The organism is Pseudoalteromonas sp. Angola-4, from assembly GCF_028599265.1.
Taxonomy (GTDB): Bacteria; Pseudomonadota; Gammaproteobacteria; order Enterobacterales; family Alteromonadaceae; genus Pseudoalteromonas; species Pseudoalteromonas atlantica.
The window spans coordinates 119,840-142,372 of record NZ_JAQREK010000001.1 but is presented as its reverse complement, the minus strand read 5'-3'; the positions used below and the strand labels follow the sequence as shown (position 1 = coordinate 142,372).

19 protein-coding genes are annotated in these 22,533 nt (G+C 42.3%); 7 read left to right on the top strand and 12 right to left on the bottom strand.

What is annotated here, in order from left to right; all coding sequences use genetic code 11:
* Nucleotides 1-159: 159 nt before the first annotated feature.
* The 6 genes from PSH48_RS00665 to metA form a co-directional block, all read right to left on the bottom strand.
* The gene (locus PSH48_RS00665) at nucleotides 160-915 is read right to left on the bottom strand and encodes a hypothetical protein (RefSeq protein ID WP_273610710.1); all 756 of its coding nucleotides are present in this window, start codon (nucleotides 913-915) and stop codon (nucleotides 160-162) included.
* Nucleotides 916-928: 13 nt separating this feature from the next.
* Complete coding sequence (locus PSH48_RS00660; RefSeq protein ID WP_055019831.1) at nucleotides 929-1,195, bottom strand: hypothetical protein; 267 nt, start codon at nucleotides 1,193-1,195, stop codon at nucleotides 929-931.
* Nucleotides 1,196-1,259: 64 nt separating this feature from the next.
* The gene (locus PSH48_RS00655) at nucleotides 1,260-2,114 is read right to left on the bottom strand and encodes an abortive infection family protein (RefSeq protein WP_273610709.1); all 855 of its coding nucleotides are present in this window, start codon (nucleotides 2,112-2,114) and stop codon (nucleotides 1,260-1,262) included.
* Nucleotides 2,115-2,272: 158 nt separating this feature from the next.
* Nucleotides 2,273-4,906 carry a methionine synthase gene (gene metH / locus PSH48_RS00650; protein WP_273610708.1) on the bottom strand — a complete coding sequence of 878 codons (2,634 nt, stop codon included), beginning with the start codon at nucleotides 4,904-4,906 and terminating at the stop codon, nucleotides 2,273-2,275.
* 8 nt (nucleotides 4,907-4,914) lie between these two features.
* A complete protein-coding gene (locus PSH48_RS00645) occupies nucleotides 4,915-5,988 on the bottom strand; it encodes a homocysteine S-methyltransferase family protein (protein ID WP_273610707.1) in 1,074 nt (357 codons plus the stop codon).
* On the bottom strand, nucleotides 5,978-6,925 hold the full coding sequence (metA, locus tag PSH48_RS00640) for a homoserine O-acetyltransferase MetA (protein WP_004587433.1): 948 nt from the start codon (nucleotides 6,923-6,925) through the stop codon (nucleotides 5,978-5,980). The genes PSH48_RS00645 and metA overlap by 11 nt, the downstream gene beginning before the upstream one ends.
* Nucleotides 6,926-7,159: 234 nt before the next feature.
* Between metA and ettA the strand changes: the two genes are divergently transcribed.
* From ettA to PSH48_RS00625, 3 genes are all read left to right on the top strand, one after another.
* Complete coding sequence (ettA, locus tag PSH48_RS00635) at nucleotides 7,160-8,833, top strand: energy-dependent translational throttle protein EttA (RefSeq protein WP_029773845.1); 1,674 nt, start codon at nucleotides 7,160-7,162, stop codon at nucleotides 8,831-8,833.
* A gap of 118 nt (nucleotides 8,834-8,951) precedes the next feature.
* Nucleotides 8,952-9,308, top strand: a complete 357-nt coding sequence (locus PSH48_RS00630) for a PilZ domain-containing protein (protein ID WP_029773844.1) — start codon at nucleotides 8,952-8,954, stop codon at nucleotides 9,306-9,308.
* A gap of 62 nt (nucleotides 9,309-9,370) precedes the next feature.
* Nucleotides 9,371-10,279 carry a histone deacetylase family protein gene (locus PSH48_RS00625; protein WP_273610706.1) on the top strand — a complete coding sequence of 303 codons (909 nt, stop codon included), beginning with the start codon at nucleotides 9,371-9,373 and terminating at the stop codon, nucleotides 10,277-10,279.
* Nucleotides 10,280-10,300: 21 nt separating this feature from the next.
* Here PSH48_RS00625 and PSH48_RS00620 read toward each other — a convergent pair whose 3' ends face one another.
* Together PSH48_RS00620 and PSH48_RS00615 are read right to left on the bottom strand one after the other, a co-directional pair.
* Nucleotides 10,301-11,299: a helix-turn-helix domain-containing protein gene (locus PSH48_RS00620; protein WP_273610705.1), complete on the bottom strand. Its 999-nt coding sequence runs from the start codon at nucleotides 11,297-11,299 to the stop codon at nucleotides 10,301-10,303.
* A complete protein-coding gene (locus tag PSH48_RS00615) occupies nucleotides 11,283-12,200 on the bottom strand; it encodes a GGDEF domain-containing protein (RefSeq protein WP_121637121.1) in 918 nt (305 codons plus the stop codon). The genes PSH48_RS00620 and PSH48_RS00615 overlap by 17 nt, the downstream gene beginning before the upstream one ends.
* A 285-nt stretch (nucleotides 12,201-12,485) precedes the next feature.
* Here PSH48_RS00615 and PSH48_RS00610 point away from each other — a divergent pair, with 285 nt between their 5' ends.
* The 4 genes from PSH48_RS00610 (at nucleotide 12,486) to PSH48_RS00595 (ending at nucleotide 18,650) form a co-directional block, all read left to right on the top strand.
* On the top strand, nucleotides 12,486-14,780 hold the full coding sequence (locus tag PSH48_RS00610) for a TonB-dependent receptor plug domain-containing protein (RefSeq protein WP_273610704.1): 2,295 nt from the start codon (nucleotides 12,486-12,488) through the stop codon (nucleotides 14,778-14,780).
* Nucleotides 14,781-14,843: 63 nt separating this feature from the next.
* Nucleotides 14,844-15,818, top strand: coding sequence for a metallophosphoesterase (locus PSH48_RS00605; protein ID WP_273610703.1), 975 nt, complete (start codon nucleotides 14,844-14,846; stop codon nucleotides 15,816-15,818).
* Nucleotides 15,819-15,829: 11 nt separating this feature from the next.
* A complete protein-coding gene (locus PSH48_RS00600; RefSeq protein WP_273610702.1) occupies nucleotides 15,830-17,797 on the top strand; it encodes a phytase in 1,968 nt (655 codons plus the stop codon).
* Between the two features lie 133 nt (nucleotides 17,798-17,930).
* Nucleotides 17,931-18,650, top strand: a complete 720-nt coding sequence (locus tag PSH48_RS00595) for a hypothetical protein (RefSeq protein ID WP_273610701.1) — start codon at nucleotides 17,931-17,933, stop codon at nucleotides 18,648-18,650.
* A gap of 11 nt (nucleotides 18,651-18,661) precedes the next feature.
* Here PSH48_RS00595 and cyoE read toward each other — a convergent pair whose 3' ends face one another.
* From cyoE to cyoB, 4 genes are read right to left on the bottom strand one after another with little or no spacing between them, the layout of a single operon-like run.
* Nucleotides 18,662-19,546 carry a heme o synthase gene (cyoE, locus tag PSH48_RS00590; protein ID WP_004587443.1) on the bottom strand — a complete coding sequence of 295 codons (885 nt, stop codon included), beginning with the start codon at nucleotides 19,544-19,546 and terminating at the stop codon, nucleotides 18,662-18,664.
* Between the two features lie 9 nt (nucleotides 19,547-19,555).
* Nucleotides 19,556-19,912, bottom strand: a complete 357-nt coding sequence (gene cyoD, locus PSH48_RS00585; protein WP_004587444.1) for a cytochrome o ubiquinol oxidase subunit IV — start codon at nucleotides 19,910-19,912, stop codon at nucleotides 19,556-19,558.
* Nucleotides 19,912-20,547, bottom strand: a complete 636-nt coding sequence (gene cyoC / locus PSH48_RS00580) for a cytochrome o ubiquinol oxidase subunit III (protein WP_273610700.1) — start codon at nucleotides 20,545-20,547, stop codon at nucleotides 19,912-19,914. Before cyoC ends, cyoD begins: the two co-directional genes overlap by 1 nt.
* Entirely contained in the window at nucleotides 20,544-22,532 is a 1,989-nt protein-coding gene (gene cyoB / locus PSH48_RS00575; RefSeq protein WP_004587446.1) for a cytochrome o ubiquinol oxidase subunit I, read from the bottom strand. The genes cyoC and cyoB overlap by 4 nt, the downstream gene beginning before the upstream one ends.
* Between the last annotated feature and the right edge of the window lies 1 nt (nucleotide 22,533).

The window sequence follows — 22,533 nt, the reverse complement described above, 5'->3', positions numbered from 1 at the left end:
AAGGAATTCCTTGTTGCGCGAGAACGGTTTGAATACTTGCTACTTTTTTAGCCTACCACTTAGGATTGGTTTATTGAAATTTTATTCGCCGAACCGCCAACCTATAGCTGTTACTAAGTGGCAGCTTTATTGGATAGAGATAAGAAGGGTTTACTGATTCTACTTAGCACTTATAACTGGCTCATTTAATAACTGCTCATCATCTTTATATACTTCAAGCCAACCAGGTGGCGATGTATCGCAGCCAATAATAGTAACGTGTAATATGTAACTATAGCGTCCGTTTTTAAACGTATAGTGGTGATTGCCGCCGCTACCCTCAAAGGTAATATCACCGTTAGATAAAACCAGATCAGGCTTGTCCTTTGGCCTTTTATCACTACTCCACACTGCATAACGGTAATTCCTATCACCTAAATCATCAACGCGAATATGGTAGCTAGCCGTTTTCCAATCCAGCACTGGCTCTTCAAATGTATTAATACTTGAATGAAGTGATTGCTTGTCTTGTTCAATTAAGCGTTTAGCAAATGCCCGCTCTTTAGCTGTGTGGCTATTTATACCGATAATTTTACCGTCAGTATTAACCCACATCACGCCGTTATTTAGCATAATGCCGCGCCAACCAACTTTATCCCAATCGGTATTAATATTAGAGCTGCCAATAACGGCAACTAGCTCGTCGTCAAACACTTCATCAAAGCGGTTAATAAACTCAGCTTCATTTTTAATGTCAGGCAATGGATATTGCCTTTTTAGAGGGTAGCGAATATGCGCAGCAATCGCAGTTTTATCCTGCGTTTTAAAAGCAGCAATAACAGGTAAAACACTCTCGTGATACTTTTGCTCAAGCGCAAATGTGTTCGATGTGAAAAATAGGGATAATAACACCACTACGTGATTTATAAACTTCATTTATGATCCTTAATCAAAGCTCAAACTTTGGCGTAAAACTTGGGTGCTCAGTTTTCATCAAAATATCATCTAGTATCCTAAGAAGTTGATCTCTTTGCTTATTAGATAATTGCTTTGTATTTGATAACATATCTTCACAAAACTTTTTGTCCCATGAATTTGGGTGATAAATATTAAGCTCTTTGAGCACCTCTTTTATTAATTTTTTTGTGCCTAAAGAAATATAACCATCTTGAATTTCTTTTCGTAAATTAACAGAGTTGTTCTGAGGTTCAGACATTAAATATCCTCTTTGTGATTTTGCCTTTCAAAGCTAAAAATTACCAAAAAACTAGCCGATAAAGTCATGATGAAAAGTTGGGTTTTATATTAGATTTAAGCTTTTTCTCATCCCAACTTTCAATTATAAAAATACTAGCCGTGTGAGCAGAGTGAACAGCAAGCCTGGCGTGTCTAGGCTTAATATTATATCTAGTCCGGCCTTCGGCATGCGCAGCACTAGCATGTGTGCGCAGTGCACCAATACCACTGACTGTTGAGAACAGCCCACTTAATATTTGTATTAAATCTTTATCTTGGATAAGGCCAATATCAAAACCCAGCTCGTCTTTAATTACTTTCCAAACACCTTGTAAATCTTTTTTAGCAGGCATAGTTAAACCTTCATCTTCTATAAACGTTTTACAAATAGCTTCTAATATATTACATGCTGCTAGTACGGCTTCTCGAGGATCACTTGTTATATTATCCATTGCGCGATCGAACTCAGCATTAATTGCAGGTAAATCTCTATTTTTTATTAACGCTGATAGCGATTGCGAAGGAGCACTTGCACCTTCCCGAATGAAACCACCTATTCTATATTCTAAGTTATAACTAGAGAGGCATTGTTTTATCTTTTGTACATATTTATAGGCCGTATTCTCAACCTTTTGAAACATTATCTCACTAAATTCATTTTGAAATTCAGGGTTCTCCATGTAGTTTTCAATTAATTTAGCGACTACTGATAGCGGGTTATCGGCTTCATTATTTATTCTTCTTAGCCACGTCTGTGCTTTAGAAGATTTAGAACCTTCAGGAGGTTCGCCTGGAGCGTTAGAGTATAAAAAAAGAGAATCCATCGTAGCATGAGTCTCCAGAGAAGAGATTACATCGGCTAGAATTGATATAAGAGGTGCTGGTATTTGTTTATTCATAAATTGAAAAGTCCTTTTAACTATCTAATTATGTTAACTGCTCTACTACAGCAAAGTCCAACAGACTTTTATTACTACTTTAAGTGCCTTACAAAAAAACGAGCCCCTCTGGGCTCGTTTTTTTTCTGATAGCTGACAGCTAAAAACTGACCGCTTCGCTATGATTCCGGCTCATACCCCAAGTTAGGCGACAGCCATCTTTCAGCCTCTTCGAGCGTCATATTAGTTCGCTTGGCGTAATCTTCTACCTGATCCTTTTGAATAGATGCTACGGCGTAGTATTTTGCCTCTGGGTGTGAGAAATACCAGCCCGAAACCGCTGCCCCTGGCCACATGGCGTATGAGCTGGTGAGCTGCATGCCAATGCGTTTTTCGGTATCGAGTAACTGCCAAATTTTCTTTTTCTCGGTGTGTTCAGGACACGCTGGGTAACCCGGCGCTGGGCGAATACCTTGGTAGTTTTCGCGAATTAGCTCATCGTTACTTAAGTTTTCATCGGCTGCGTAACCCCAATATTCTTTACGCACTTGTTCGTGCAAGTATTCTGCAAACGCTTCTGCGAGCCTGTCGGCAACCGCTTTTACCATTATTTTATTGTAGTCGTCTTGCTTGGCATCGAACGCATCGGCTAGGTCGTCTTCTTCTAAGCCGCCCGTTACTGCAAACGCGCCAAAGTAATCTGGTGTGCCTTTTGGCGCAATGTAGTCGGCTAAACAATAGTTAGCAAAGTCGGTTTTTTCGGTTTGCTGGCGTAAATGGCATGAGGTAGTTAACAGCTCTTTGCGGGTTTCGTCGGTGTAAATTTCTATGTCATCACCCGCGCGGTTTGCAGGGAATAAACCAATTACACCTAAAGGTTGCAAAGCTCCTGATTTTTCAAGGTCGTCGAGCATGTCGTTAGCGTCTTTAAATAAGCTACGTGCTTGCTCACCGACGACTTCATCGTCCATTATGCGTGGGTATTTACCAGCGATTGACCACGTCATAAAGTACGGGGTCCAATCTATGTATTTACGTAACGTGGCGATTGATACATTTTTAAATTCGGTCACGCCCAGCTTTTTAGGCACCGGTGGCGTGTAGTTATCCCAATCAAGCTTGGCTGCGTTATCGCGGGCGCGCTGTATGGTAACGGGTTTTGAACGTGGCTTTTTGCGCGCTTGTTGCTCGCGTACTTTTTCGTACTCGGCTTTAGTTTTTTCTAAAAAGGCCGGTTTTAGCTCTTTAGATAACAAGCTTGATACCACGCCCACCGCACGGCTGGCGTTATTTACATACACTACGCCTTTGTCGTACTGCGGCTCAATTTTAACGGCAGTATGCGCTTTAGAGGTAGTTGCGCCGCCAATCATAAGTGGGAGCTCAAAGCCTCTGCGGGTCATTTCTTTGGCTACGTGTACCATTTCATCAAGCGATGGGGTAATTAAACCCGAAAGGCCGATTATGTCGGCTTTTTCGTCAATCGCGGTTTGCAGTATTTTTTCAGCAGGTACCATTACGCCTAAGTCGATTACTTCGTAGTTATTACATTGCAGTACTACGCCTACAATGTTTTTACCAATGTCGTGCACGTCGCCTTTTACGGTTGCCATAACTACTTTACCGTTAGTGGCGCCTTCTTCTTTTTCAGCTTCTATGAATGGGTCTAGGTAGGCCACTGCGCGCTTCATTACGCGGGCAGATTTAACAACTTGCGGTAAAAACATTTTACCTGCGCCAAATAAATCCCCTACCACGTTCATGCCATCCATTAATGGCCCTTCAATTACGTGAATAGGTTTATCGGCGGCAGCGCGGCACTCTTCCGTGTCTTCATCTATAAAGGTAGTAATGCCTTTTACAAGGGCGTGCTCTAGGCGTTTTTCAACAGGCCATGTGCGCCACTCTAAATCTTCTACGCGTTCGGCTTGTGCCATGCCTGAAAACTTAGGGGCTATTTCTACAAGGCGCTCACCTGCACCGGGGTCGGTGTTAAGAATTACATCTTCTACGGCTTTGCGAAGTTCCTCGGGGATGTCGTCGTAAACCGCAAGCTGGCCTGCGTTTACAATACCCATATCCATACCCGCTTTTATCGCATGGTATAAAAACACTGAGTGAATGGCTTCGCGTACGGGGTTATTACCCCTAAACGAAAACGAGACATTAGACACCCCGCCCGACACTTTACAGTGCGGTAAATTTTGTTTAATGCGGCGTGTGCCTTCAATAAATTCTACGGCGTAGTTGTCGTGCTCTTCTATACCGGTGGCTACGGCAAATATATTGGGGTCGAATATTATATCTTCCGGCGGGAAGCCAATCTCTTCGACTAATATTTTGTAGCTGCGCTCACAGATTTCGTATTTGCGGTCCGCGGTGTCGGCTTGGCCGTCGGTATCAAACGCCATAACCACAGCGGCGGCGCCAAAACGTTTAATAATTTTAGCTTGGCGTTTAAACGGCTCTTCGCCTTCTTTAAGCGATATTGAGTTAACAATAGCCTTGCCTTGAATACATTTAAGGCCTGCTTCTATTACTTCCCATTTAGAGGAGTCGACCATAATGGGCACTTTAGAAATATCGGGCTCTGAGGCAATTAAGTTTAAAAACTTAACCATGGCCGCTTTTGAGTCCAACATGGCTTCGTCCATGTTTATATCAATAACTTGGGCGCCGTTTTCTACTTGCTCGCGGGCAACATTCAGGGCGGTCTCGTAATCTTCTTCCATGATTAAGCGTTTAAACATGGCAGAGCCAGTTACGTTGGTACGCTCGCCAACATTGGTAAATACTGCAATTTGCTGGGTCATGTTGGCTCCTAGTTTAAGTTACAGGCTTCAAGGCCTGATAAACGCATGCGAACATCAAGCTCTGGCAATGCGCGAGGTTTTACCCCTTCAAGCCCTTCGGCAAACGCACGAATATGCGCAGGCGTTGTGCCACAGCAGCCACCAACAATATTTATAAAGCCCGATTTGCCCCAGTCTATAATCTCTTTCGCCATGTCCTCTGCTTCTAGGTCGTACTCACCAAATTCGTTAGGTAAACCGGCATTTGGGTGTACTGAGGTAAATGTTTCGCATACGCGCGAAAGCTCCTCTACGTATTGGCGAAGTAAATCAGGGCCAAGGGCGCAGTTAAGGCCTATAGAAAGCGGCTTAATATGGCGAATAGAGTTATAAAATGCTTCGGTGGTTTGCCCCGAAAGCGTACGCCCAGAGGCATCGGTAATTGTGCCCGAGATCATTACAGGTAATGTGCGCCCTGCTTGCTCAAACGCTTCTTCTACTGCGAATGAGGCCGCTTTTGCATTTAGCGTGTCGAATATAGTTTCGATAAGTATTAAATCGGCGCCGCCTTCCATTAATGCAAGGGTAGACTCAACATACGCAGTAACCAGCTTATCAAAGGTAATATTGCGATAGCCTGGGTCATTTACATCTGGCGAAATTGAGCAGGTTTTAGAGGTTGGCCCTAACACACCGGCTACATAGCGCGGTTTTTCTGGGTTTTTAGCGGTGAACTCGTCACATATTGCGCGTGCGAGTTTTGCCGACTCTAGGTTTACTTCACAGCTTATGCTTGCCATGTCGTAATCTTCCATCGAAATGGTGGTTGAGTTAAAGGTATTGGTTTCAATAATGTCTGCACCGGCGGCTAAAAAGCTGCGGTGTATATCGGCAATTAACTCAGGTTTTGTAAGGCTTAATAAATCGTTATTGCCTTTAATTAGTACGTGCCAGTCTTTAAAGCGCTCGCCTCGGTAGTCTTCTTCTTCAAGCTTGTGAGTTTGGATCATGGTACCCATGGCGCCATCTAAAATTAAAATACGCTCTTTTAATGCAGCGCTTAATTCGCTGTGTTTATTATTGTTTTGCACGTTATTCGGCATAGTTGTTAGTCCTCACATCTTGGCTAACTAAATTAATATCATAGGGGGTCGTTTGGTACACGTAGTAATTTAACCAGTTCGAAAACAGCAAAAAGGCATGGCTTTGCCACGTTTTTGACGGCTTTTTGCTTGCATCGTTATCTGGAAAATAGTTTTCGGGTTTTGGCGCATCAGGACTTTTTTGTAAATCGCGCTCATACTCTGCTTTTAGTGTGTCGGCATCGTATTCTGGGTGGCCGGTTATAAACACTTGGCTGCCCGACTTATTTTTCATTAAGTAAGCGCCTACTTTTTCAGAGCCAGCCAGCACGACTATATCGTCGCAGGCATTTATTTTATTTATATCTATGTGGCCATAACGTGAGTGCGGCACTAAAAAGGTATCGTCAAAGCCACGAGTAAGTGCCCCGTGATCAAAGTAACACTGGTGAGTAAACACACCACAAAGTTTATCTTCTTTTAAATCGCGTTTTAAATTGTAACGATGATACAACGCGGCATGCGCCGCCCAGCACGAGAACAGCGTAGAGGTAACGTGCTGCTCTGCCCAATCAATAATCACTTTTAGCTCATCCCAGTACGCAACATCGTCGTATTCAAGGTGTGCAAGTGGCGCCCCGGTAACAATTAACGCATCGTAGTTATTGTCTTTCACTTCTGAAAAATAACGGTAAAAGGTATCTAGGTGCTCTTCTGAATTGCTACTGCTGCGGTGCGTATCTAGGCGCAATAACTCTACATTTACTTGCAAAGGAGAATTGGCAAGCAAACGAATAAACTGCACTTCGGTTTCTACTTTATTAGGCATTAAATTTAAAATAGCCAAACGCATAGGACGAATTTCTTGCGTTTTTGCGCGACTTTTTGGCATTACAAACACGTTTTCTTCACGTAAACGGGCAATAGCCGGTAGCTCGTCTTTCACTGTAATTGGCATATTTTTTACTCCTACTCATAAAAACCGAGAATTTATACGCTCTCATTATGAACAGTATGCTAAAAATATCAACCTCTAGATGTATAGATGTCTAAATGAAATTTATTCATGATTTTATACTTTATCAACCTGCAGTCATTAGCGCTTTAAAACCCGCCATTCGTTGACTGTTTCACCCGTGAGCCACTACAATACAACATTGAAATTTTTATTATTATTTGAAGGCTTTCCTCCATGGTTTTACCTGATAAGTTTATATTCTCGATGAGTCGAGTATCTAAAGTTGTGCCACCTAAGCGCACAATTTTAAAAGATATTTCGTTGCACTTTTTCCCTGGCGCTAAAATTGGTGTGCTAGGTTTAAATGGTGCTGGTAAATCTACATTACTTCGCATTATGGCCGGTGTTGACCAAGACTTTGAAGGTGAAGCTCGCCCTCAACCTGGTACTAAAATTGGTTACTTACCGCAAGAGCCAGTACTGGACGAAAGCAAAACAGTTCGCGAAATTGTTGAAGAAGCTGTTGGCGAAGTAAAACATGCCCTTAATCGCCTTGACGAAGTGTACAACGAGTATGCAATGGAAGACGCTGACTTTGACGCCCTAGCAAAAGAGCAAGGCGAGCTTGAAGCGATTATTCAAGCGCACGATGGTCACAACATCGATAACGTTTTAGAACGCGCTGCTGATGCACTTCGTTTACCTGAGTGGGATGCTAAAATTGAGCACCTTTCAGGTGGTGAGCGCCGCCGTGTTGCTATTTGTCGTTTATTACTCGAAAAACCAGATATGCTTATTCTCGATGAGCCTACTAACCACTTAGATGCTGAGTCGGTTGCTTGGCTTGAGCGCTTCTTACATGATTACGAAGGCACTGTTGTGGCGGTAACGCATGACCGTTACTTCCTTGATAATGTAGCTGGCTGGATACTAGAGCTTGACCGTGGTGAAGGTATTCCGTGGGAAGGTAACTACTCTTCTTGGCTTGAGCAAAAAGATGCGCGCTTACAACAAGAGCAAAAATCTGAAAAAGCACGTCAAAAATCAATTGCTCAAGAGCTTGAGTGGGTTCGTTCAAACCCTAAAGGTCGTCAAGCTAAGTCTAAAGCGCGTATGGCGCAGTTTAGCGAGCTACAGCAGTCTGATTACCAAAAGCGTAACGAAACCAACGAGCTATTTATTCCACCTGGCCCGCGTTTAGGTGACCAAGTGCTTGAAGTTAATAACTTACGTAAGAGTTTTGGCGATCGCGTTTTAATCGACGATTTAAGCTTTAGTATGCCAAAAGGCGCGATTGTGGGCATTATCGGTGCCAATGGCGCGGGTAAATCAACCCTATTTAAAATGCTAAGCGGCGAAGAGCAACCTGATAGCGGCAGCATTAGCGTAGGTGAAACTGTAGAGCTTGCAACGGTTGATCAGTTCCGTGGCAATATGGACGAAAGCAAAACTGTATTCCAAGAAATATCTGACGGGCAAGACGTGCTAAAAATTGGTAACTTTGAGTTCCCAAGTCGTGCATACGTTAGCCGCTTTAACTTTAAAGGTAACGATCAGCAAAAGTTTGTAAAAGACTTATCAGGTGGTGAGCGTAATCGTTTACACCTTGCTAAGCTTTTAAAAGCGGGTGGTAACGTAGTACTACTGGATGAGCCAACCAATGACCTTGATGTTGAAACACTACGCGCCCTTGAGAACGCTATTTTAGAGTTCCCAGGCTGTGTAATGTGTATATCGCATGACCGTTGGTTCCTTGACCGTATTGCAACACACATTTTAGATTACCGCGACGAAGGCCAAATTAACTTCTTCGATGGTAACTACACTGAATACGAAGAGTGGCTTAAAAAGACCTTAGGCGCAGAAGCTGCACAACCTAAGCGTATTAAGTATAAAAAAATTGGTTAATTGTTAACTGATATAACAAACCCTGCATTTATGCGGGGTTTTTTTATGCCATTTTTTATCGCTATGGGCTATTTCCCGCTATGCTTGATTTAAATATTACAATAAAGGCACTCGTTTTATGGAAAATCGACGTCAGTTCTCGCGTATTCTTTTTTCAACCGCGGCTCAATTAGAATTTGCAGGAGAGAGCTACCCATGCAAATTACTCGATGTATCTTTACATGGCGCACTCATTACTAAATGCGCGGCGTTTAGTGGCACAAAAAATAGCGAAGCCACCTTGCGCTTTACCTTGCCACAAAGCGATATAGAAATAAAAATGGAGGTGTTTATTTGCCACATAGAAGATAAACACATCGGCCTTAATTGCCACCATATAGATATAAACAGTATTACCTATTTAAAACGGTTAGTTGAACTTAATTTAGCCGATGAACAATTACTTCATCGCGAGCTTGCCTCATTGATTGAATAGCGGCAATAGACTCCCTTAGTTAAGTTTATTACCATAGCGCAAACTTTATTATTGATACGGTTATGCGCCTAAACCCTCACTTACCTTTGGTCTATCACAGTAATTATTCGTTTAGCTTTGACCCTAAGCACCGATTTGTAATGAGTAAATTTGCTCATTTATATGAGCAGGTTAAAGGTTTAGGCATTGCAGGTAATAATTTAGTAGAGCCTATTTTGGGCTCCCCTGAACCACTTGAACTGGTACACTGCGAAAACTACATTCACGATTTATGGCATAACCGTCTAGACGAAAAAGCTATGCGCCGCATTGGCTTACCTTGGTCGCAACCGCTAATAAACCGTACATTCACCGCCCCACAAGGCACGTTACAAACTGCACGCTTAGCATTAAAGCATGGCTTAGCCTGTCATTTAGCAGGCGGTACACACCATGCACACACTGATTTTGGCTCAGGTTTTTGTATGGTGAACGACTTAGCCTTTACCGCGCAAACATTAATACAAAGCGGTGAAGTGACCAACGTGCTCATTTTTGATTTAGACGTACACCAAGGCGATGGCACAGCTGCAATGCTTGCACATCAGCCGTATGCGTATACATGCTCTATACACTGCGAAAAAAACTTCCCGTTTAGAAAATCCCCCAGCGATTTAGACATAGGCCTTGCTAACAATATGCAAGACGCAGAATACTTAGGCATTGTGGATGATACGCTGCAGTTTTTACTAAAAGAACTCAACCCCGATTTAGTCTTATACGATGCGGGTGTAGATATTTGGCAAGACGATGGTTTAGGCAAACTAGATATAAGCTGGGACGGCATTAAACAGCGTGACCATTTAGTGTTTAAGCGCTGCCTTGAACATAACACCGCTATTGCCAGTGTTATTGGTGGCGGCTACGACAGAGACCATACGCGTTTAGCGCAGCGCCATGCAATAGTAATTGAGCAGGCTGCTGGTTTTTAACAGAAATATTACCTGTGCGCTTTATACTTTTAACTGGCTTGGGGTTAGCCCTGTCCAACGTTTAAATGCCCGCCTAAAGTTAGGAATATCGTAAAATGCCAAACGCTCAGCAACATGCTCATTGCACTTAGCGCGCAAGGTAAGTAAATAAATGGCTTTATGTTTATTTTGCTCATCAACTAAGCTCGAAAAGCGCATACTATGGCATTTTAGTTTTCGTTTAAACGTGGCTGGGCTCATGGCAAAATACTGGGCGGTTTGCTCTAAACTTGCCTCGTTATAAGTGTGTAGATAGCGCCAAACAGCCTCTATAAAGGTGTATTTTTCGTGTGATTTTACAGCCAATTGAGCGCGTGCTTGCATAAAGCGTAATTCGCTGGCGTACGGGTTAGCTTGGCGAAGTAATGTTTTGCTAATTACCCAACGAGTCGTTGGCTGCTCAAAACGCAGCTTTAAACCTAAATGTTGCTCGTACTGATGAATATGACGCGGTCGCTTAAAGCTAAAGTCGAACTCACATTGCGGATAGTGCGGGCTCAAACGCTTTAATAAACTATAAAACGCAGCACTGTAAATTTCTAAAATGTAGTTATGTAGGTCGTCATCAAGCCCTGTAGCAGCATTTAAAAAAATATAAAATTGCTGATTACTTACATAGTGCTGACTAAAAAACAAAGGGCAAAGCTGTAAATGCGCTCGCTGTATTTGTAACAGAGCCGCTCCTAGTTTAGCGCTGTACAATACACTTTGTGCTGCGCTACTTGAATCGTTAACTAATTGACTACCTAGTAAAAAACCGCTGTCGGGGGTGTTCATTAGGCGTTTAAATTGACTTAGTAATTTAACTTGCTGCTCTAAACTAAAGCAATGCTCAACGCTGAGTAAGTCTTGCTCAAAAATCCCGGTGCCGCGTAACAACTTATGTAGGGCAACCCCCCTACTTTGCGCAAGCTCTACAACGGCAGTTATAAGCCCCTGTGCAGTTAAATACTTGTCACTTAAGCTAACATAACTGTTCACTGCTGGTGGCTCTTTGTTGTTTTTGTAGTTGTAGGCCGCTGTGCAATTGTTGCATTAGCATGTGAGCTGTCACGCTTTTTTGCGCTTGTATGATGTGGGTAGTCACGCACTGAAACTTAGCAAGCCCAGAGCCTTCTACTTTAAAAGCACAATGTTTTAATGCGGCTGTTATTTGTCTAAGAAGCTCTTGGCCTTGCTGCTTTGATGTGGCTGGCATTAGCACCATAAAACAGTCTCCCGCATAACGACATACCACATCGCTTAACCGACAGTTCATTAGTATAAGCTCGCTTATTTCGCGTAGCAGTCGATCCCCTTCGCTAAAACCAAACTCATTATTAAAACTCGCGAAGTCGCGTATATCAATAGCGGCTAATAAAACTGGCTGCGGCGCCTTAAGCTGCGTGTTTAACACGCTTTGCAAGTATTCGGCTGTATAAACGCCGGTAACGGGGCATACTTTGTCGTGCTCACGTAAATGTGCTTCACGGCGCCTTAGCTGTTTATTTAAAACATATTGTTCTTGGTGCCAATGGTATAAACCTAAACTGGTTAGCAGCATCCCAACGGGGGCTGGCAGTGACTCTATCCAGCTTAGCCACTGCTGCGCAGGTTGCATTAACCATTCATCGAGCAAATCGAGCGTGGCCGAGAACATAAATAAACCAAGCCCAAGCACCAAATAACGAGTAACTTTACCCGGCGGGCGCGAAATAAGTAAGGCAACAATCCAAGTTAGGGTCATAATCACTATGCCGCCCTCACCAATAATATCGAGCCATTGTATGTGTTGCAGCTCTTTGAGCTCCCCTAAATAGGCACATAAAAATATGGCTAATAACGCCATAGCTATAATACTGTTTGTTAAAAGCCGATGGCTAATAAAGGGATTAAATCGCATAGTTTGTCTTATTTAAATTGCGTATGTATTTATGCTACCCGAAGTGCATTTTTTGTAGCAGGGTCATATTAGCTCAATGATGTGACAGCTAAATGATATGCACTTACTTATAACCTGCACATAGCCCATTAACGCTATATTGCTTGGGAGTGCGATTAGCTCACACGCCAAGGTAAAGCTTTTAAAACCTTAATAACCTGCTGATCTAAATAGGGTGTTGTCACATTTGCGTCATTTAATTTAATTAGTTTGCTTTCAAACCAAGCAGCAACAGGAGCAAATTACATGGCACACTTTAAACTTAAAGCACTGGTAACAGCGCTATCACTTTGCAATTTAGCAGTACATGCAGCACAAGAAGAACACACAACTGATGTAAAAATATCTGAAGAGTTAGTAGTTTATGGCGAAATAGGTTATCGCAACCGCTCACAAGAACTAGCCCCAACGCTTGAATACTCTCAAGAATACTTTCAGCGTTTTGAACCACTAACAGCAGGTGATGCACTAAAGCGTGTACCGAGTGTGACGTTTTTATCAGATGTGCTTGAGTCTGACGGCGCACGTATGCGCGGTTTGAGCCCTGCTTACACAAAAGTACTGATCAATGGCGAAGAAGTTCCAGGCGCTGGTGCTGATCGCTCATTTTTTGTTGACCGTATTCCTGCCGAATTAATCGAGCGTGTAGAAATAATTCGTTCATCAAGTGCCAACCGCTCTGCCGATGCAATTGCGGGCACCCTTAACATTGTACTTCGAGATGGCTACAGCTTAGACGGCGGTTATATTCGCGCAGGAGGATTACGCTATGATGATGGTGAACTAAAAGAAAGCTTTGCGGGCGTTTACGGTACTGAGTTTGCAGGTGGACGTTTACTACTAGGCGCTAATTTTCAAGGTCGTTATAACCCAAAACAAAAATCAAGCATACGTTATGGTGATAGCCCTGAAAATAACCCTAATTATGCAACTGATGATTTTGATAACCGTGAAGATCAATCTGATACTCGTGATGGCGATGACACATCATTAAATGCCAGCTTTGAAAAGGTATTTGATAACGGCGGTAAATTTGATATTAGCGCAATGTGGGTTGATACAGACCGTACCGAAGACGAGCGTTCTTTTGAATATGACGACGCGACGGCCACGTCTAACTCTGTGGTTGAAGGCGGTAACTTGCTTTCAGACAACGCAAATGTTTCCTACATTGACCAAACCAACTACAACATAAACTCAGGTTATGAATTACCGTTATTAGGCGGTACCAGCAAGTTTAAAGTAGGCTATGCCAGCTTTGAAGAGTCAGTTTACGAGCAAGAAGTTGAGCTTGATACATCTGAGCTCCCAATGGTTTTTGAGGAAGCAGAAGAAACTGTTGAGATTGACGATAAAGAATGGTCATTACAATGGCAACATAGCTTACTGCTCGGTGACTCAAAAGAAGTTCAGTTTGGTGCTTTTGTTCAAGGAAAAGAGCGCGACACAGCAATTTTTGAAGCGGAAGATGAAAGTGAGCAAACACTTACTAGCTGGGATCAATTTAACCAAACACCTATGTCTTTAGCTGTATTTAATAACGAATTTGAAGCAGTAGACGGAGGCGTTAATACGCTTGAAGAAGACCGTTTTGACTTATTTGCATTAATCAAACACGAAGCAGATGTGTTCTCATGGGAGATGGGTGTACGTTGGGAGTCAACTGACTCAAACATTACCGATACCAATGAAGGCGTTACTTCAAAAAATGATTATGACTTTATTTTACCGTCGGCTCACTTTCGTTACAGTGTCAGCGATAACGGTCGAGTAAGCGCCTCTGTTGCTCGTAGCTTACGCCGCCCTGACTTTGACTACATAACACCCGCCCTACTTGAAGAAGAGCTCGCTGATAATGACTTTTTAGGTAACCCAAATCTTAAGCCAGAATCTTCTTGGGGTATCGATTTAGGTTACGAATACCGTTTAGGTAAAAGTGGCGTTGTCGGTGTAAACGTATTTTATCGTGACGTTAGCGACCTAATTGAAATTGCCAGCACAGGTGTTGAAGGCTCAGAAGGTGAAGGTACATTTGTATTGCAACCACAAAATACTGGCGATGGGTCAGTTCAAGGTATTGAGTTTGATTTATCAACCCCGCTTAGCGCCTTGAACATGCCAAATACTGGTATTTTCTTAAACTACTCTTGGCTTGACAGTGAAGTTGAAGACAGTTTTGGCAAACGTAAATTTAACGACCAATCTGATTATGTTTATAACATTGGCTTTATCCAAGATTTACCAATACTACGTGCATCATTTGGTGCAACTTACCGTAACCAAGGTGATGCATACGGACGCTTTGTAGGGGAAGAAGTTACCACCTCTTACGGTGCTGATTTAGAGCTTTTTGTTGAAAAGCGCTGGGATGATGTAACACTTCGCCTAGTGGGTTCAAACTTACTTGATGCCAGTAAAGATGAAGTTTTTAACAAATTTGACTCACTTGATGATCAAAACAGCCGTGACTTTGATGAGTACGAGCTTGAATCTGAAGAAGCAGGTCCTGTGGTTCAACTAATGTTGCGCTACGCATTTTAATAGCAGGCATCATCATATTAGGCACGTAATCGCTTGCTATTAGGTGCCTTTTGGAGTTAGAACATGTTTAAATTGTCTTTCATAATGGCCGCCCTACTGAGCTCATCAGCGCTCAGTGCTGTCGAGCCTGTTATTTATAAAGATGAGCTTTATCAACAGCAAAAAATAGCTAAGTTAAATACGCTACCTGATAGCCTTAACTTTATGGTAATTGGTGATTGGGGGCACAACGGCCACTTTTATCAAAAAGAAGTGGCTCACCAATTAGAAATAGCCATGTACCAAACCGATGCTGACTTTATCGTCTCAACTGGTGATAACTTTTACCCGAATGGGGTAGCAAGCGTCAACGATCCGCTTTGGCAATCAGCCTTTGAGAACATATATCATGGCCCACATACATTTGAAGATTGGTATGTTGTTTTAGGTAATCACGATTACTTGGGTAATGCTCAAGCACAAATTGACTACACAGAAAAAAGCCAGCGTTGGCAGTTACCTGCAAGGTACTACAGTAAAACACTTGCGCTTGAAAACAACGAGCAAGTGTTAATGGTTTTTTTAGATACCAACCCGATTCAGCCGCAATACAAAGGCCGTGATAAATACCGTTCTACCCAAGGGCAAGGCTATAAAACCCAGCTTACTTGGCTTGAAACCCAACTTGCAGGCAGTAAAGCAAAGTGGAAAATTGTGGTAGGCCATCACCCGCTTTATTCAAGTGGTAAACGCTTTGGCCGTAACCAAGGGCTTCGCGACATTTTAGAACCTATTTTGGAGCGTCATAACGTGCAAGCTTATATCGCTGGGCACGAGCATGACCTGCAATACAACCAACCAAAAAATAGCAAAGTGGCTCACTTTATCTCTGGTGGAGGCAGTGAAGCACGGTTTGTAAAACAACGTGAATTTACTCGCTACGCAGAAGCAACACCTGGTTTTTTAAGTATATCTATCAATGGCGAAACACTCAGTGTAAGTGCGATTAATCACCTTGGTGAAGTACGTTTTAGCACTGAAAAGCACATAGATAAGTAAAGGATAAAATAATGAACTTTAAACTAAATACAATTTCAGCGGTGCTTGGCTGTGCACTCCTAATAACTGCAATAAGCGGTTGTACAAGTAATGACGATACGAAAAATAATGCAGCTATTGCAAAGCCATATATTAAAAAAACAAATATTAAAACTAAATTATTCGGCCCACAACAAAACATACAAGGCTCACAAGCTGCTGCACTTGGTACTAATCAATGGCTTATTGCCAGTGAAAGCCAAGGCTTATTAATTGCCGACAATGAGAAAAGCAGTGTACTGCTCGCCGGTAACTTTGAGTCAATTTCACTAAAACAATTATCAGCGCAGCAATTTTTACTCGCAAGCATTGATAAAAGCCAAGACAACGTCGCCATTTTTAAGCTTAAAAAAAATGGCCAAACTTGGCAGATAAATGAACTCTCTCGTATTTCCCCGCCCCAAGCTCAGCCTGATGCCGTGTGTTTATTTAAAAACGCAGATAATAAAACTATCTCAGCGTTTGTGCCAGATGTTAGAGGTTTGATCAGCGAAACCATCATTTATGATTTAGCCACTAAGCAAACTAAAAATATTGCAGTGCGTGAGTTCTCTGCAGTCACTGAGGCTTCAGGCTGTGCTGTTAATGATGAAACTAAAACTTTGTATGTGGGCGAAGCAGAGCTAGGTGTGTGGGCCATTAATGCTGATGCGGAATCAGATGCCAATAAACAACCTGTGGCTTTAGTGCAACCTTACGGTGAATTAAAAGCTGAAATCGGGGCATTATCAGTATCACAAGATGGTACTTTATGGCTTACTGCCACTGATGGCAATATGATCTATGCTTACCACGAAAATACTGAAAAACTAAGTCAGTGGTCACTTTCTGGCGATCACACCATTGAATCTGTTGCAGCGAGTTTGCTCAATAACAATCAAGCGCAGCTAGTTTTAATTGATGATGAAACAGGTGCCTACATTCAAGCAAATGTTAACTACACTGCGCAAACAGTTACTTCACAAAACCAAGTCGCGATGACTCACCTTCATGCCAGCGCACAAACAACGCCAGTTGCAGCATTTGGTGATGCAGCAGATGACCCAGCAATTTGGATAAATGAACAAGACGCTAAAAGCAGCTTAATTTTGGGCACAGATAAACGCCGCGGCTTGATGGTTTATGATCTTGCTGGCAACAAAATACAATCGCTTAATGTTGGGCGTTTAAATAATGTTGATGTACGCCAGCATCAGGGTATAAACAACGAAACCCAGACTTGGATCACAGCCAGCAACCGCACGCTTAACAGTATTAGCGTGTTTACTGTCGATAGCGAGAACAAAGTAAACCATGTAACAGAAGTAGCCACAAACCTGACTGAGATTTACGGTATGTGTATGTATTCGTCTGAATCTGGTCAATACGTATTTGTTAATGATAAATCAGGTTTATTCCAGCAATATAAACTCACCGGTGAGCAAGGTAACTTAAGCGGTAAACTGGTTAGAGAGTTTACCCTACCAAGCCAACCAGAAGGCTGTAGTGCCGATGATAAACTAGGCCAATTATTTGCATGTGAAGAAGATGCAGGCATTTGGTATATCGGTGCAGAGCCAACTTCTGGCAACAAAGCGGCCATGCTACAAGGTATAAATGAGCAACTTGTGGCAGATGTTGAAGGCATGGAAATCTATCATGCTGATGATAAGCGCTATTTAGTAGTATCAAGCCAAGGCGATAATAGCTATGTGCTTTATAAAATATCAGATAACACACAGCCTAGCCTAAGCTTTGCAGGTAAGTTTAATGTGATTGCTAACCTAGATAAAGGCATTGATGGCGCAGGTGAAACGGACGGCTTAACCGTTACAGCAAAACCTTTACCAGGCTATCCTGAAGGCATGCTTATAGTGCAAGACGGCTACAACCGTATGCCACTACAACCACAAAATTTTAAAATTATTGACTGGCGTGAAGTTAAAAAAGCGATTAAGTAAAAACCTACCATATTTAAACGCAATAAGGCTCTTACGAGCCTTTTTACTATGTGTATTTAAAATAAACCTATTAAATTTAGAGTTATTAAAGCTATATACTACACTTTAAGCTCATAAATTAATTGAGATTATTATGCGTTTACTTCTTACATTGTTGCTCATTACTATAAGCGGATACGCTTTTGCTGAGGAAGAGGCAGCAGAATTGCCACCACTCAACCCCAAATACAATGCTGAGCATGCAATAGCACTGGTGAATAAAGGTTCAGGAATTTATGCGTTTAACTTACCCGGCTATAAATTACCGCACGATGTACAAGTGGTGTATAGGATTAAAAACCCCGATGTGGCTTTTTTAGATATTGTGCGCAACGCAGAGCTTATAACGCTAAAGCCCAAACCTTTTAATATTCAACGCTTAATGCGCGGTGAAGAAATAACCATTACCGCAGATGTGTACGAAGGCAATTACAAAAAAGCAGGCAGCCTAATTTACACAAACAGAACAATAGAAATGAGTAAACAGCTATATGCTCGCCAATTAAAAGATTTAGCTAAACCTAGCCCCTGGCAAGAATACGACATGATAGACCTAGGTAGCACAGAGCGAATTTACATTCATAAAATTAGCCAAGCACCTAGTTTCAGCCACTTAATTTTTGTAGATTTAGTAAATGCCTGTATGCAAAAATTTAGAACCTCAACCCTCCTTCCTAGCCAGAATGAGTTAACGTATAAATTTATAAACTGCGGCACCCTAAAACCTTTATTTTACGAAGCAGAAAGTTTAAAAAATAGTTTCAAACATGAAAAAAGGCCCTTTCGAGCCTTTGGATTAACTTTGGAAATATAAAGTTTTAAAAATTATATCAGTGTAAGCAGTTGTGGCGCTGCGCTGTGGTAGTCAACGGCCATGGCAATACTGAGTGCTGTAATATTTATAATAGAAAAAGCAAACACTTGGCGTGCCCAGCTCGTTAAATTAACATTACGGCGATAGCCACGCAGTGCCATAAGTAACCACCAAAAACTGGTAATACACGCCACAGCCATAAAGGCTGCGCCAGTGTAGCCACTTATTGGTAATAGCATTACAACTAAAGCGTACACAGCAATATAAAGTACAATATGGCGCTTCGCTTTATCAATACCTTGCGCTACGGGTAATACGGGAATACCTGCGGCTTGGTAATCTTTAAAGCGAAAAATAGCAATAGCATATGAATGCGGCATTTGCCACAGACTAAACATAACTAATAATATTAATGCACCTATATCGAACTGCCCGGTTACAGCGCAGTAACCAACAACAGGAGGCACTGCGCCAGAAAGGCTACCTACAAACGTGCCATAAACAGAATTGCGCTTCATGTAAAGGCTATAAACCCCAACATAAATGACATAGCCAAACGCTGCAAAAAATACCGCGGCTTGTGTGGTGTAAGCAATGAGTAAACCAAACCCTACAACACCCAATAAGACCCCGTGACTCAGTGCAGCAAAGGCCGACATTTCGCCTGTTACTGTAACCCGCGTACGAGTACGTGCCATGGCTACATCTATGTCTCTATCAATTACATTGTTGATAGCACAGCCCGATGCAACCACAAGTGACAAGCCAATAAGCGTAACAACCATTAGCCATGGGTCTATATCCCCGCGCGAGGCAAGTAAAAAACCGCCTGCAACGCTGATAAGGTTGCCCATAATAATGCCTGGCTTAGTCACTGATAAATAACGACGAAACATCTTCAACTCCTAGTACATCATCATTGCGTTAGATTCGTAAATTATCCAAACCGATAACCCAACAACCATGACGATAATTAGGGCACTGAATAAAAATGAGAAAGTACTTGCACGACCATCTTCTGTCGTAAAATTAAGGTGTAGAAAGTATTTTAAGTGCACCCAAATTTGTACAATAGCTAAAGTAACAATGCTCCAAAGCGTAGTTACTTTTGAAAAGTCGCCTTCCATTACCATGTAAAACGGTATCGCGGTTAAAATTATTGATAGCACAAAGCCTATTAAGTACGTTTTAACACTGCCATGAGACTCATCATGGTGCTCGTTTTGCATTTGCTTTAACGCGTGCGCTTCGCTGTGGCTCATTACATTGCTCCCATTAAATAAACAACGGTAAATACACAAATCCAAACAATGTCTAAGAAGTGCCAAAATAGGCTTAGGCAGCTTAAGCGTGTCACTGTTTGTTTACCTAAGCCACGTTTAGCCACTTCTATCATCATAATACTCATCCAAATTAGACCCGCAGTTACGTGTAAACCATGTAAGCCTACTAACGAGAAGAATGAGGTTAAAAAGGCACTTTGTTGTGGACCATTACCATGCACAATTAGGTGGTGAAATTCGTAAATTTCCATGCCTATAAACACAGCACCTAAACAAAAGGTAATAAACAACCAGGTGAGTGTTAGTGCCTTTTTTTGCCCTTGTGCGGCAATCATGGCAAAGCCAAAAGTAATACTACTAATGAGTAGCGCCGCTGTTTCTACAGCGACAAAGTCGAGTTCAAAAATGTCTTTACCTGATACACCACCGGCTGTGTTCATGAACAGCACTGCGTAAGTGGCAAAAAACGAGGCAAATAATAGGCAATCGGTCATTAGGTATAACCAAAAGCCAAAGATTGTATCGCCAGAGGTATCGTGATGCTCATGTGCATGAACATCGTGCGAAACTGTGTCTAAATGGGCAGTTTCTACATTCGCAGATAGTGTACTCACGCGCTTAGCTCCTTATTTCCACTAGAATTATACGCAGCTTCAATACGTGCAATTTCATCAGGTTGTATATAGTAATCAACATCGCTGGTGTAACAACGCTTGATAAATAAGGCAATTGCGCCAACAAAACCAACGGCAGCTAACCACCAGATATGCCAGATCATGGCAAAGCTAAATACAGTTAAGCTTGCTGCAATTAACACCCCAGATGCTGTGTTTTTAGGCATATGAATTGGGCTGTAGCTTGCTTTTGTTTGATACGCTTGGCCTTTTTCTTTCGCTTCGGTCCATGCATCAATGTCATCAACGTGAGGAATAGTGGCAAAGTTATACACTTGTGGAGGTGAGCTAGTTGCCCATTCTAGTGTATGCCCGTTCCACGGATCGCCGGTTGTATCGTCAAGTGCTTCGCGGTCTCTAAAGCTAACAAAGAGCTGCACGACCTGGAAAATAATACCAAACATAATAATGACAGCACCGCCTGCGGCAATGTATAACCACATGTTCCAATCTGGGTTATTGGTGTGATTTAAGCGACGTGTCATACCTAAGAAACCAAGTACATACAACGGCATAAACGCCACGAAGAAACCAACTATCCAACACCAAAAAGACGCTTTACCCCATTTTTCGCTAAGCTTAAAGCCCATTGCTTTAGGGAACCAAAATACAAAACCTGCAAGGTAGCCAAATACAGCGCCACCAATGATTGTGTTATGGAAATGCGCAATTAAGAATAAACTGTTATGCAACACGTAATCGGCACCCGGAATAGCCAGTAGTACGCCGGTCATACCGCCTACTGTAAAGGTAACCATAAAGCCTAATGTCCAAAGTACAGGAACGCTAATACGTAAACGGCCGCGGTAAATGGTAAACAACCAGTTGAATAGCTTAACGCCAGTTGGGACGGCAATAACCATGGTCATTACCCCAAAGAACGCATTAACGTTGGCGCTCGACCCCATGGTGAAAAAGTGGTGTAGCCAAACAATAAAACCTAAAATAGAGATTGCACCGCTGGCATACACCATCGATTTGTAACCAAATAAACGTTTACCGGCAAAGGTTGAGATAATTTCAGAAAAAATACCAAAAGCAGGCAGTACTAAAATATAAACCTCAGGGTGACCCCACGCCCAAAACAGGTTGATGTACATCATGGCGTTGCCGCCTGCTGCATTGGTAAAAAAGTGAAAATCAAGGTAACGGTCAAGCGTTAGCATGCCCAGCACAGCAGTTAAAATAGGGAAAGATGCTGCAATTAAGATATTTGCCCATGTACATGCCCATGTAAAAATTGGCATTTTCATTAGGGTCATACCTGGGGCACGCATTTTAAACACAGTCGCTAAAAAGTTTACTGCAGTTAAAAGTGTACCGAGCCCGGAAATTTGCAAGGCCCATATATAATAATCGACCCCCACCCCAGGGCTAAAGGTCAGCTCCGAGAGCGGCGGATACGCCACCCAACCTGTTTTTGCAAACTCACCAAATACAAGCGACAAGTTAATTAAAATGGCACCGCTGGCAGTAAACCAAAAACTTAAGTTATTTAAAAATGGAAAAGCGACATCGCGTGCGCCAATTTGTAGTGGCAATACAATGTTCATTAGGCCAATCATAAATGGCATAGCCATAAATATGATCATGATAACGCCGTGCGCTGTAAATATTTGGTCGTAATGCTCAGGAGGCAAATAACCAGGTGCACCGCTGGTAGCAAGTGCTAACTGCGCACGCATCATAATGGCATCAGAAAAACCACGAAACAGCATTATTAATGCTAAAAAGATGTACATCACGCCTAAGCGCTTATGATCAACAGAGGTGATCCAGTCGTGCCAAAGCACGCCCCACTTTTTATATTTAGTAATAAGCCCGGCAATAATAAGCCCGGCAATCGCTATCACCGTCATGGTAACCATTATAATTGGCTCATGAAACGGAATTGCGTCGAGTGAAAGTTTACCTAAAAACGACATT